Annotated in this window: 10 protein-coding genes and 2 pseudogenes; 7 read left to right on the top strand and 5 right to left on the bottom strand. The window is 43.7% G+C overall.

Annotation, left to right across the window (positions count from 1 at the left end; translation table 11 throughout):
* Positions 1 to 51 precede the first annotated feature (51 nt).
* Both MKA69_RS08730 and asnB read left to right on the top strand, forming a co-directional pair.
* Positions 52 to 1,638 (top strand): cation:proton antiporter family protein, encoded by a 1,587-nt coding sequence (locus tag MKA69_RS08730; RefSeq protein ID WP_000364233.1) that lies wholly within the window; start codon positions 52 to 54, stop codon positions 1,636 to 1,638.
* A gap of 195 nt (positions 1,639 to 1,833) precedes the next feature.
* A complete protein-coding gene (asnB, locus tag MKA69_RS08725) occupies positions 1,834 to 3,498 on the top strand; it encodes an asparagine synthase B (protein ID WP_000337020.1) in 1,665 nt (554 codons plus the stop codon).
* 93 nt (positions 3,499 to 3,591) lie between these two features.
* On the opposite strand, the gene rfaH is transcribed toward asnB, so the two are convergent.
* Positions 3,592 to 4,089, bottom strand: a complete 498-nt coding sequence (rfaH, locus tag MKA69_RS08720; protein WP_305847855.1) for a transcription/translation regulatory transformer protein RfaH — start codon at positions 4,087 to 4,089, stop codon at positions 3,592 to 3,594.
* A 510-nt stretch (positions 4,090 to 4,599) separates the two neighbouring features.
* Between rfaH and dtpA the strand changes: the two genes are divergently transcribed.
* Positions 4,600 to 6,081 carry a dipeptide/tripeptide permease DtpA gene (gene dtpA, locus MKA69_RS08715; protein ID WP_170938032.1) on the top strand — a complete coding sequence of 494 codons (1,482 nt, stop codon included), beginning with the start codon at positions 4,600 to 4,602 and terminating at the stop codon, positions 6,079 to 6,081.
* Positions 6,082 to 6,167: 86 nt separating this feature from the next.
* Here the strand turns inward: dtpA and hemH are convergent, their stop codons facing one another.
* The 3 genes from hemH to htpG form a co-directional block, all read right to left on the bottom strand.
* Positions 6,168 to 7,130: a ferrochelatase gene (gene hemH, locus MKA69_RS08710; RefSeq protein WP_001059273.1), complete on the bottom strand. Its 963-nt coding sequence runs from the start codon at positions 7,128 to 7,130 to the stop codon at positions 6,168 to 6,170.
* Positions 7,131 to 7,255: 125 nt separating this feature from the next.
* Positions 7,256 to 7,900, bottom strand: coding sequence for an adenylate kinase (adk, locus tag MKA69_RS08705; RefSeq protein ID WP_305847854.1), 645 nt, complete (start codon positions 7,898 to 7,900; stop codon positions 7,256 to 7,258).
* 307 nt (positions 7,901 to 8,207) lie between these two features.
* Positions 8,208 to 10,115 (bottom strand): molecular chaperone HtpG, encoded by a 1,908-nt coding sequence (gene htpG / locus MKA69_RS08700; RefSeq protein ID WP_305847853.1) that lies wholly within the window; start codon positions 10,113 to 10,115, stop codon positions 8,208 to 8,210.
* Between the two features lie 265 nt (positions 10,116 to 10,380).
* Between htpG and MKA69_RS18205 the strand changes: the two are divergent.
* The 4 genes and pseudogenes from MKA69_RS18205 to MKA69_RS08685 all read left to right on the top strand — a co-directional run.
* Positions 10,381 to 10,741, top strand: a pseudogene (locus tag MKA69_RS18205) (transcriptional regulator); the annotation flags it as partial.
* Positions 10,742 to 10,878: 137 nt separating this feature from the next.
* A pseudogene (locus MKA69_RS18200) lies at positions 10,879 to 11,226 on the top strand (transcriptional regulator); the annotation flags it as partial.
* Between the two features lie 7 nt (positions 11,227 to 11,233).
* Entirely contained in the window at positions 11,234 to 11,755 is a 522-nt protein-coding gene (locus MKA69_RS08690; RefSeq protein WP_000857960.1) for a regulatory protein ToxS, read from the top strand.
* Positions 11,756 to 11,831: 76 nt separating this feature from the next.
* Entirely contained in the window at positions 11,832 to 12,143 is a 312-nt protein-coding gene (locus MKA69_RS08685; RefSeq protein ID WP_001030444.1) for a SelT/SelW/SelH family protein, read from the top strand.
* Between the two features lie 5 nt (positions 12,144 to 12,148).
* Here the strand turns inward: MKA69_RS08685 and yfcE are convergent, their stop codons facing one another.
* Positions 12,149 to 12,706 carry a phosphodiesterase gene (gene yfcE / locus MKA69_RS08680; protein WP_000764923.1) on the bottom strand — a complete coding sequence of 186 codons (558 nt, stop codon included), beginning with the start codon at positions 12,704 to 12,706 and terminating at the stop codon, positions 12,149 to 12,151.
* Positions 12,707 to 12,711 lie beyond the last annotated feature (5 nt).

Below are 12,711 nucleotides of genomic sequence, written 5' to 3'. Positions count from 1 at the left end.
GGTGGCATTTTTATGCCACCGTTTTTTATTATTAAATTAAGAACATAGCTCATGGATTTGATACTTCTCTCAGCCGCATTTATCGCGGGTTTTATCGCGTTAAAATGCCATTTACCGCCACTAGTTGGTTTTTTGATTGCTGGTTTTGCACTAAATGCTTATGGATTTAGCAGTAATGACACCATTTCTCTGCTCGCAGATCTTGGGGTTACACTTCTTCTGTTTACTATCGGTCTAAAGCTCGAAGTCAAAACATTACTCGCAAAAGAAATCTGGGCAGGTTCGACAATACATAATGTACTGTCTACGGCACTCTTTACTATTTTACTTCTTATTTTCAAGCAATTAGGCCTTGATAGCTTAGCTGAACTTACTTTTGATAAACTCATTTTGATCAGCTTTGCTCTTTCTTTCTCTAGCACTGTCTTTGCCGTGAAATCGCTCCAAGAAAAGGGTGAAATGAATGCCACCTATGGCACATTGGCCATCGGCATTCTGGTCATGCAAGATATTTTTGCCGTTGTATTTCTGACTGCCTCGACTGGGAAACTGCCTGAATGGTATGCCATCAGCCTATTTTTATTACCCCTACTACGTCCGCTGTTTTATGAATTACTAGACTGGGTAGGCCATGGCGAAATGCTCGTTCTATTTGGTATCTTCTTCGCTCTTGTCGTGGGTGCGGGTTCATTTCAATTAGTCGGCATGAAACCTGATTTAGGAGCCCTGATCTTAGGTATGATGCTCGCTAGCCACAAAAAAGCCTCCGAGCTTTCCAAGGCATTGTTTAATCTAAAAGAGCTGTTCTTGGTTTGCTTCTTTCTTAACATCGGGCTCTCGGCACAACCAACGACGACAGGGATCATGTTGGCTCTATTGTTACTGCTATTGTTGCCGATCAAAGGCGCACTCTATTTCTGGGTGATCCATCAGTTCCATTTTCGTGTTCGTACGTCTTTGCTCGCCTCACTGTCACTATTTAACTTCAGTGAGTTTGGCCTGATTGTCGGGGGGCTTGCATTCAAAATGGGCTGGATAAACGGTGACATTTTAGTCGCTCTGGCAGTTTCAGTACCGCTCTCATTTATTCTAGCGGCTCCCATTGAGCGTAAAGGCCATGCGATCTACCAACGTTCGGCGAAATGGTTAAAAGAGCAAGCTGCGGAGTCACTTCACACTCGAGATCGTTTGATTGACCCCGGAGAGGCTCAAGTATTGATTTTAGGGATGGGGAGAATTGGGCGCGGGGCTTACGAAGAGTTAAGAGCACGACATGGTGATATCTGCCTTGGTGTTGAAATCCGTGAAGACGCCGCGCTAAGTCACCGTGAAGAGGGGCGCAATGTGATTTCTGGCGATGCGACTGACCCTGACTTTTGGGAGCGTATTTTTGATACAGGTAAAGTAAAGCTCGTTCTTTTGGCCATGCCTCATCACCAGGCAAACCAAGTGGCTCTTGAACAATTACAAAAACGTCAGTATCAAGGACAGATTGCAGCCATTGCAGAATATCCCGATCAGATAGACAGTTTACTTGAGCATGGTGCCCATGCCGCATTCAACATTTATAGTGAAGCAGGTACAGGTTTTGCCCGCCACGTGTGTGAACAACTAAAACCGAACTTTACAAGACGTTAATAAATAGGGCGAACCTCGCCCTATTGCTTCTTTTCTCACCACTTTTTAAAAAACATCCACCAAAAACAAACTTAAAATGGAAAAAATTTAATCAAAATCTTTTTATTCAAAATAAAACATAACAAAGGGTTGAAGTTTTTAATCAGAATGGCAAATTAAGTTCAACAGATTAAAAAACATTTAAAAGGATTTCATATGTGTTCTATCTTTGGCATCTTGGACATTAAAACCGATGCAGCAACGCTAAGACCCGTTGCTCTTGAAATGTCGAAAAAACTGCGTCATCGCGGCCCAGACTGGTCAGGTATTTACGCCTCCGACAAAGCTATTTTGGCTCATGAACGTCTGGCTATTGTTGGCCTCAACAGTGGTGCTCAACCCCTTTATAGCCCAGATCGCAAACTCATTCTTGCGGTGAATGGTGAAATCTACAACCACAAAGAAATTCGTGAGCGTTATAAAGATCAATATGAATTCCAAACCGATTCTGACTGTGAAGTGATCCTAGCGCTGTACCAAGATAAAGGTGCCGAGCTTCTTGAAGAGCTTAATGGTATTTTTGCTTTCGTCCTCTACGATGAAGAAAAGGATGAATATCTCATCGGACGCGATCATATTGGTATTATCCCTCTTTATCAGGGACATGATGAACACGGTAACTTCTATGTCGCTTCCGAAATGAAAGCTCTGGTTCCAGTATGCAAAACCTTGAGCGAGTTTCCTCCTGGCAGCTACTTCAGCTCGAAAGAACAAGCGGCAACACGCTACTATGTGCGTGATTGGAATAGTTTTGATGAAGTAAAAGATAACGTCAGTAGCAAAGAAGAGCTAACTCAAGCTCTGGAAGCCGCGGTAAAACGCCAATTGATGACCGATGTACCTTATGGTGTATTGCTATCAGGTGGGTTGGATTCCTCCATTACTTCTGCGATTGCCAAACGTTTTGCAGCAATGCGTATTGAAGATGATGAAAAAACTGCGGCTTGGTGGCCACAGTTACACTCATTCGCGATCGGTTTAGAAGGCGCTCCTGATTTAAAAGCAGCTCGTGAAGTAGCAGAAAAAATCGGTACTGTGCACCATGAAATGACTTACACCATTCAAGAAGGGTTAGACGCGATTCGTGACGTGATTTACCACATCGAAACATATGACGTCACTACGATTCGTGCTTCAACACCGATGTTTTTGATGGGTCGTAAAATTAAAGCCATGGGCATAAAAATGGTTCTTTCTGGTGAGGGGGCTGACGAGATTTTTGGTGGCTATCTCTACTTCCATAAAGCGCCAAACGCAAAAGAATTTCACGAAGAAACAGTACGTAAACTGCTGGCTTTAAATTTATTTGACTGTGCTAGAGCCAACAAATCACTCGCAGCATGGGGCGTTGAAGGTCGAGTACCTTTCCTAGATAAAGAGTTTATCGATGTTGCAATGCGCCTCAACCCTGCCGATAAAATGTGTGGCAACGGCAAGATGGAAAAACACATCCTGCGCGAATGTTTTGAGGACTATCTACCAGCATCGATTGCATGGCGTCAGAAAGAGCAGTTCTCCGACGGTGTAGGATACGGTTGGATTGATACTCTCAAAGCCACTGCAGAAGCAAAAATCAGCGATCAACAAATGGAAACGGCCAAATTCCGTTTCCCTTACAATACACCGACTACCAAAGAAGGTTATGTATATCGTGAGATATTTGAAGAACTCTTCCCTCTAGAATCAGCAGCACGCTGTGTACCAGGAGGACCGTCGGTGGCTTGCTCTTCCGCTAAAGCCATTGAATGGGACGAGTCGTTTAAAAACTGCATCGACCCATCTGGTCGCGCAGTCAAAGCGGTACACAAACAAGCCTACTAGCCATTGCCCATTTTATTGCCTACAAAAACAAAAAAGCCAGAGTCATGATGACTCTGGCTTTTCTATGAATATTTCACTATTCGACAATGCTTCTTAGCTCATTTCCCAATCGGTATTTTCAATACTCATCGGCACTTGCTGACTGATCATTTTCACCAGCATGATTGAACGTGTATCACCGTCAGGTTCTTGATAAATGGCTTCAATACCCGCAAATGGCCCTCTGGCCACTCGAATAGTTTGCCCTTTCTCTGGTAATTGCTTCGCCAGATTCTTCATTTGCTCACAATCGAGCTGTTTAAGCTGATAAATGAGATCACCTTGCAGCTCTCTTGGGTGTGGTCCTAAACGAACAAAATCAACAACACCTCGTGTTGAACGCACGGTTGTGAAAGATGGACCGTGTTCAAAATCAAAACGCACAAACATATAAGAAGGGAAAAGCGGTTCTTGAACCATTTGTCGCTTTCCGCGTAGAATTTTTTCAACACAGACGTCAGGATAGAAGCATTCAACATTCTGATTCTCTAAGTGAATCTTCGCGCGCTGCTGCTCTCCACGCTTACAATAGAGTAAATACCAACGTTTCATTTATTATCTTTGCTGCTAGCCAAACTTTTCAGGCATGCTACCACACCCTATGAGCAAAGAGAAAATCTCGCCCTCCCCTCGTCCATAGAAGCCAAACCTAAATATGAGTACATTTTTAGGCTTACTTTGCACTGCATCTATACCCTATGGTTAAGTCACAACCACCCAAAATCAATAACACAAACCAAATAATTCAAGCAGTTATATTCTCGACAAGAATCAATAAATCACAAAGCTCAATTCTTTGCTGCAATACCTTTTTATGGGAAATTAGTTTTCGCAATAAAAATCACATTCAAACCAAGCAAAGTTTCATTAATTTTCATCGATTTACATTTACTTACACCTAGATAGCGTGAAACAAATTATTGCTATGCATTTATTTTGACTGTATAGGTATCAGCCGAATAAAAAACTCTCATGGATGAGTTAAATAAAAATAATGTTTGATGGTTGTTTTCTGAACAACAGATTTCACCAATTGCACTACACAATGATACAGGAATGCTTATGTCCAACCTTAATATCTTCAAACAACCCAATGCGTTCTATTTGATCTTTTCGATTGAATTCTGGGAACGCTTTGGTTTCTACGGTATGCAAGCCATCCTGACCGTATATATGGTCAAAATTATGGGGATGGATGAGTCCGCCTCTTTCGTTCTTTTCGGCGCATTTTCCGCCTTAGTTTACGGATTTGTTGCGATCGGTGGTTGGATTGGCGATAAGGTGATTGGCACCAAGCGGGCCATTACCCTTGGCGCAATCGTCATGATGGTAGGGTATATTTTACTTGGGCTTTCCACAGCCAAACACCCATTAGTAGGGCCAACTTTAATTTACGTCGCGATGGGTTTCATTACTGTCGGCAATGGCTTATTTAAAGCCAACCCATCAAGCTTGCTTGCAAAAATCTACCCTGAGAATGATCCACGCTTAGATGGTGCCTTTACCATGTACTACATGGCCATTAACTTAGGTTCATTTTTCTCGATGATCATTACACCGATCGTCGCAGTAAAAATGGGCTACGGCATGGCTTTTGGGGTCAGTGCCGTGGGGCTCGCCATTACTGTCGTCAACTTCCTATTCTGCCAACGCATGCTAAAGGGCACTGGCTCACCTGCCGACCTTGCACCCGTCAATAAACTGCACTTGGTTTTGGTCGCGGTAGGATCGGTTATTGCCAGCTTGGTATGCAGCTATTTATTGCAGAACTTGAGTCTTGCACACGGTATTTTAGTGCTCGCCGGCCTGTTTATTTTGGGTTGCTATTTTAAAGAAGCCTTCTCCATTTCTGGTATTGAACGTGCAAAAATGTTAGTGGCATTCATTCTTATGCTGCAAGGTGTGGTGTTTTTCGTACTCTATTTCCAGATGCCAACTTCACTTAATTTCTTCGCTATCAATAATGTTGAACATCATATCTTGGGTTTTGAAGTTGCCCCTGAGCAATTCCAAGCTCTCAACCCATTTTGGATCATGATCGCGAGCCCAATTCTGGCAGCGGCCTATGGAAAACTGGGCGATAAATTAGCGATGCCCTTTAAATTCGCGATTGGCATGGCGTTATGTGCCCTCTCCTTCTTAGTTTTAAGCTGGGGAACACTATTTGCCAACGAGCAAGGCATCATCAGCTCAAACTGGTTGATCGCAAGTTATGCTTTCCAATCGATTGGTGAACTTCTCGTTTCTGGCCTTGGTTTAGCCATGGTCGCACAACTTGTACCACAGCGTATGATGGGCTTTGCGATGGGTATGTGGTTCCTGACCTCAGCATCAGCCGCGGTTATCGCAGGTTGGGTTGCAAGCCTAACGTCAACACCGGCTAATGTGGCTGGCGCCACCGAGTCGTTATTGGTTTATGGCGATGTATTTGCCCAAATCGGCTATGTCACTGCAGCGATTGCCTTAGTTACTTTCATGATTGCCCCTAAGCTAACTCGAATCTGTCGTGGTGAATCAGAGCAGTTAGAGCTAGCAACTCAATAATCTTTGAATTGAGTGTTTTAAAGTTGAAAACAGCGCCCAATGGGCGCTGTTTGTTTTAGCAAGCAACAAAGCCTCTAGCCTATCACTCAAGAATACGGCTTGATCAGTGCTGCCATTAATGCAATATGACTCGAACGATCATTCAAACAAGGGATGTAATGGAAAACCTCTCCCCCATTGTGTAGAAAAATCTCTTGGTTCTGCTCTGCGATTTCTTCTAGCGTTTCTAAACAATCCACTGAAAACGCAGGGCAAATCACATCGAGCTTTTTCACCCCTTTATTGGGTAGCGCTTCCATCGTCTTATCCGTGTAAGGCTGCAGCCATTCTTCTTTACCAAACTGGGATTGATAAGTCATCATCACTTTACTTTCTGGTAATCCTAAAGCCTCAGCAAGCAGACGAGTGGTGGTTTGGCAGTGCTCGGGATAGATATCACCATTTTCTGCATAACGCTTAGGTATTCCATGATAGGAACAAAGCAACATCTCACCTTGTCCATTCTGCTGCCATGAAGCTCTTACACTGTCAGCAAGCGCTTCGATGTAGAGTGGATGGTTATGATAATCACGAATAAACTGCAATTCAGGCACGATCGGAAGATGACGTAGTGCTTTTGCTAATCCGTCAAATACTGCAGCCGTAGTCGTTGCCGAATACTGCGGATAAAGAGGCAGAACAACAATAGACTCCACGCCTTGTTGTTGCAGTTTCTGTACACCATCAAACAGGCTAGGCTTGCCATAAGTCATTCCTAGCTCCACTGGTAACTGTGTGATTTCGGATAATTTCTGACGTTGACGCTCGGAATACACCATAAGTGGTGAACCTTCTTCCATCCAGATCGATTGATACAATTTGGCTACTTTTGGTGAACGAGTCGGTAAAATGATGCCATGCAATAGAGGACACCAAAGCCAACGACTCATATCAACCACACGTGGATCGTGAAGAAACTGGCTCAAAAAGGCTTTTACGGCTTCGGGGGTGGGCGCTTGAGGCGTACCTAAATTGGCCAGCAAAACGCCAAGTTTTTTATGATTATTCATGGCTTCCCTTAAAATGCATTCTACAAAGCGTATTACGTCGATTTCTGCCAAAAAGTTTATAAAAAAAGCGGCTTTAATGCCGCTTTATTTCACCTATCAATTCAATCAACACATCAGGTTGATGATTACGCTAACGCTTTTGCGATATCTGCGCTCACTTCGCTGACTTGCTTAGTGCCATCAAACTTCAGATATTGAGTTTTGCCTGCAGCCGCTTCTTTACCGTAGTACTCGATAAGCGGAGCAGTTTGAGTGTGATAAACATTCAGACGAGCACGAACGGTCTCTTCTTTATCATCTTCACGGATAACCAGCTCTTCACCCGTTACATCGTCTTTACCTTCGACTTTAGGCGGATTGTAAACCACGTGGTAAGTACGACCAGATGGTAGATGAGCACGACGACCTGCCATACGCTCAACAATTACATCATCGGCAACATCAAATTCAATCACATAATCAACATTGATGCCCATACCTTTCAAGCCATCCGCTTGCGGGATAGTGCGAGGGAAACCATCGAGTAGGAAACCTTTCTCACAGTCAGCCTGAGCAATACGCTCTTTGATAAGACCTAAAATAATGTCATCCGATACCAATTGTCCTGCATCGATTACTGCTTTCGCTTGCTTACCGAGTTCAGTACCCGCCTTGATGGCTGCACGCAGCATGTCACCCGTTGAAATCTGTGGAATACCAAATTTGTCCATGATGAATTGAGCTTGTGTGCCTTTACCTGCACCCGGAGCACCGAGAAGAATGATGCGCATGTTTTATCCTCATACTAATTGATTTTTATACCGAAGCTCACAGCGCTTGCAAAAACTCACGGTAAGTTTCGGTATAACAGACAGAACAGCCCGCGAAACGAGCTGGCGTGCAAAAATACACGCGTTAATGACCACATTCAAGTGCCGCATTCTATCACAGAAATCGTTTGGCATACCGTTCTAAGACTAAAGAATGTGTTTGAAAGGACAGTCTGTACCAAACTTACTCTCATCAATCACACTCACGTAATCAGCCAAAGAAAAAGCCCGCCGAAGCGGGCTTAATGACCATGGGGACACGGCATCATTAATGTACAGGGCCTAACAACAGATTCATCGCATTCAAGAATTGTGATGGATCTTCCATTGAGCCTCGTTCTGCGAGCATGGCTTGACCAAGCAACACTTCGACCCAGCGGCCAAAAATCTGCTCATCCGCTTCATCGGCCATGCGCTTGACCAAAGCATGTTCTGGGTTAATTTCGAGGATGTATTTTACTTCTGGTACAGGTTGCCCTGCCGCCGCCAGTAGCTTGGCCATTTGAGTCCCCATTTCATCATCATCAGTAACGACAACTGCAGGAGTGTTGGCCAGTTTAAACGTAGTACGCACCTCTTTCACTCGGTCACCAAGGTAACCTTGCACTCGTTCAACCACTGATTTGAATTGTGCCTCAGCTTCTTTATGCTTCTCTTTTTCCGCCTCATCTTCGAATTGGCTAAGGTCAAGCCCCGCTTTGGTGATGGATTGGAACGCTTTGCCATCAAACTCCGGCAGATAATTCATTAACCATTCATCGATGCGATCAAACATCAAAATCACTTCAATCCCTTTTGACTTAAACTGCTCTAAGTGAGGGCTGTTTTTCGCAGCGGTATAGCTGTCTGCAGTCAGATAGTAGATCTTGTCTTGACCTTCTTTCATGCGCTCGACATAAGAAGCAAGGCTGATAGTTTGCTCTTCCGAATCAACATGAGTTGAAGCAAAACGCAGCAAGCCGGCAATTTTTTCACGGTTAGCGAAATCTTCCGCCGGACCTTCTTTCATCACCAAGCCAAACTCTTTCCAGAATTTCTGGTAGTTTTCAGCATCATTGCTTGCCATACGTTCAAGCATCGTCAGTACACGCTTAGTACATGCTTGACGCAGTGACTGAGTGATCTTGTTATCTTGCAGAATTTCACGCGATACGTTGAGAGGCAAATCGTTAGAATCAATCAAACCACGCACAAAACGCAGGTAGGACGGCATGAACTGTGCTGCATCATCCATAATGAACACGCGTTGCACATACAATTTTAAACCATGTTTATGATCACGGTTAAACAAGTCCCAAGGTGCTTTAGCTGGGATATACAGCAAGCTTGTATAATCATTCTTACCTTCGACTTTGTTGTGACTCCACACCAAAGGATCAGAAAAATCATGGGACACATGCTTATAAAACTCTTTGTATTCTTCATCCGTCACGTCAGATTTAGAACGCGTCCATAATGCTTGAGCTTTATTGATTTGTTCCCACTTCATGTCTTCAGTGGCTTTGCCTTCCTCGTCCAACTCTGCCGTTTGGATATAAACGGGAATACCAATGTGATCCGAGTATTTAGAGATCACATCACGCAAACGCCATTCTGAAAGGAACTCTTTACCCTCTTCGCGAAGGTGTAAAATAATGTCAGTACCCCGAGCCTCTTTATTGGTGGTTTCAATGGTGTACTCACCCTCACCTTTCGAATACCACTGCACCGCTTCCGCCGGCGCAGAACCCGCCGCACGAGTGCGAACCGTCACCGCATCCGCCACGATAAATGCCGAATAGAAACCCACACCAAATTGGCCAATCAATTGTGAGCTTTTTGACTGTTCTTGAGAAAGCTTTGAAAAGAACTCTGCCGTACCCGATTTAGCAATAGTACCGAGGTTTTCGATCACTTCGTCACGGCTCATACCAATGCCGTTATCCGAAATCGTCAGCGTATTGTTTTCTTGATCAAATGAGAGCTTGACCCCGAGCTCCGCATCGCCCTGATAGAGATCAGGCTGAGAAAGTGCTTGAAAACGCAATTTGTCGGCAGCATCGGATGCATTCGAAATTAACTCACGCAGGAAAATTTCTTTGTTGGAATACAAAGAGTGAATCATCAGGTGCAGCAGTTGTTTAACTTCAGATTGAAAACCACGCGTTTCTTTATTAGTGGTGGATGTTTCGCTCATAATCGCTCCGTTTACTTCTGTTTCAAACTATTGATCCATCGAGATTCAATGGAATTACCTGGATGTGCAAGTGAGATATGGACAAAAAATGTAAATTCAAGGTCAAAACTCATAAAAACACTGTTTTTTGATTGAGATTGGATTATCCTAACCCGGCATTTTTATCAAAGAAGATAAAAAAAACCAGTAAAGTCTGAGTGTTGTGACAGGGAGAAACTGGGATATCAAATGTTCATACAAGGACATAACTCAAAAGAAGATATCGATGAGTAATATTGGTACTAAATTCATTCTTGCTGAAAGATTTACCTTTGATCCCTTAAGCAATTCTTTAATTGATAAAGAAAATAGTGAAGAGATCATTCGCCTAGGCAGTAACGAAAGCCGGATTTTGTGGTTACTTGCCCAGCATCCCAATGAAGTCGTTTCTCGTAACGATTTGCATGACTTTGTGTGGCGAGAACAGGGCTTTGAAGTTGATGACTCTAGCCTAACTCAAGCTATCTCTACACTACGAAAACTGCTCAAAGATTCCACAAAATCACCACAGTACGTCAAAACCGTGCCTAAACGTGGTTATCAGCTGATCACTCGTGTCGACACGGTAGAAGAAGAGATTCAGCGATCTATAGAAGTGGACGAGTCAGCTCAGCAAAATGCCAATATTGACGTAGCTGAAACGCTCAATTTGATGCCAGCAATCAGCAGCCCACACGCCCAATCTGCGACACAAACAGCCATAAATAAACCGACTCACGATTGGGGAGCTCGACTGATTTTTCTGGTTGCGATGATCATCCCGTTAGCCGTGTTATTACTGACGAACCCAAGCCAATCAAAATTTAAACCTTTGATTGTCGTGGATGATGTTGCCGTCAATATGCCAATCAACCACCCCGACCTATCAAAATGGCTACCGTCTATCGAACTTTGCGTTAAAAAATACAATGAAAAGCATATTGGGGGACGAAAGCCTAAGGAAGTTATCGCAACCGGTGGCCAAAATAACCAATTGACGCTCAATTACATCCATAGCCCTGAAGTCTCGGGCGAAAATATAACCTTACGCATCGTCGCTAATCCTAAAGATGCCATCAAAGTGTGTGAGTAGGATTTTTATGAAAACCAGATATATAGCTATTGGCGTTTTGCTGCTGTCCCTACTATTTAGTGGCTGGCTCTATTGGGGAAGTGATTTCAAGCTAGAGCAAGTATTAACGTCTCGTGAGTGGCAATCAAAAATGGTTTCACTCATCAAAACGAATAGTAATAGTCCGGCCATGGGGCCACTCAGCCGAGTTGATGTCACCTCAAATGTAAAATATCTGCCCAATGGTACTTATTTACGTGTGTCTATCGTCAAACTTTTTTCTGATGATAACAGTGCTGAAAGCATTATTAATATTTCCGAATTTGGCGAGTGGGACGTGAGTGATAACTATCTACTCGTCACTCCGGTAGAATTTAAAGATATTTCATCCAATCAGAGCAAAGACTTCACGGATGAACAACTTAAACTTATCACTCAATTATTCAAAATGGATGCCCAACAAAGCCGTCGAGTTGATATTGTTAATGAAAGAACCATTCTATTTACCAGTCTAAATCATGGTTCTACCGTGTTATTCAGTAATTCATAAATAAAAGTGAGTGGACTTTATGACGCATGACGTCCACTCACTTTGTATGCGTAACGTGCAACACAAGGAAAGTACAATGAATAAAGCACAGATAGCGATATATTACTGCCGACAATGCAATTGGATGTTGCGTGCAGCGTGGTTAAGCCAAGAGCTACTCCAGACCTTTAGCGAAGAAATTGCTTATGTCGCACTTCACCCCGACACAGGGGGGCGATTTGAGATTATTTGTAATGGTGTACAAATCTGGGAACGTAAACAAGAGGGTGGATTTCCAGAAGCGAAAGTGCTTAAACAGCGAGTTCGTGACTTAATTGATCCGGAAAGAGATCTCGGTCATGCCGACCGTCTCTCTCCGGCTAAAAACGAATCGCCTAGCAACCAATAACAGCGCTATAGTTTGGAGCCGATATCATGGCTGAGCAGAATCTCCCCCATGCTCGATATGACTTGCATTTGGTTACCATCCAACACCCCGTAACTCGGCTGATGATTTCCACGGGGAAAAGTCATTGAGCCCGGATTAACAATCCATACATGCCCAGCCCAATCCACCACGGGGACATGTGTATGACCATGCACTAATACATCACCTTTTTTTAACGGTGGAAGTTTTTCCCCGTGATACAGATGACCATGGGTTAAAAATAAACGTTGCCCTGAATCTAATAGCACCCACGCATAGTCCCCCATCATCGGAAAGTTCAGTAACATCTGATCCACTTCACTGTCGCAGTTCCCACGTACCGCAATAATTTGCTCAGCAAATTCATTTAAGCGTTCAGCGACCGCAGGAGGGTTGTACCCCTCAGGAATCGGATTACGCGGACCATGGTTGAGAAGGTCACCCAATAAAACGAGCGATTGAGCTCCAGAAGCTTTATAGAGAGCAAGAGCTTGCTCTGTCGCAGGCAAAGAACCGTGCAGATCGGAGATAAAAAAAAGTTTCATGACAG

Origin of the sequence: Vibrio sp. AH4 (assembly GCF_030710545.1) — a bacterium.
In the GTDB taxonomy this organism is placed as follows: domain Bacteria; phylum Pseudomonadota; class Gammaproteobacteria; order Enterobacterales; family Vibrionaceae; genus Vibrio; species Vibrio metoecus.
Note: the sequence above shows the minus strand (reverse complement) of the source record. Positions and strands in the feature narration are given on the sequence as shown.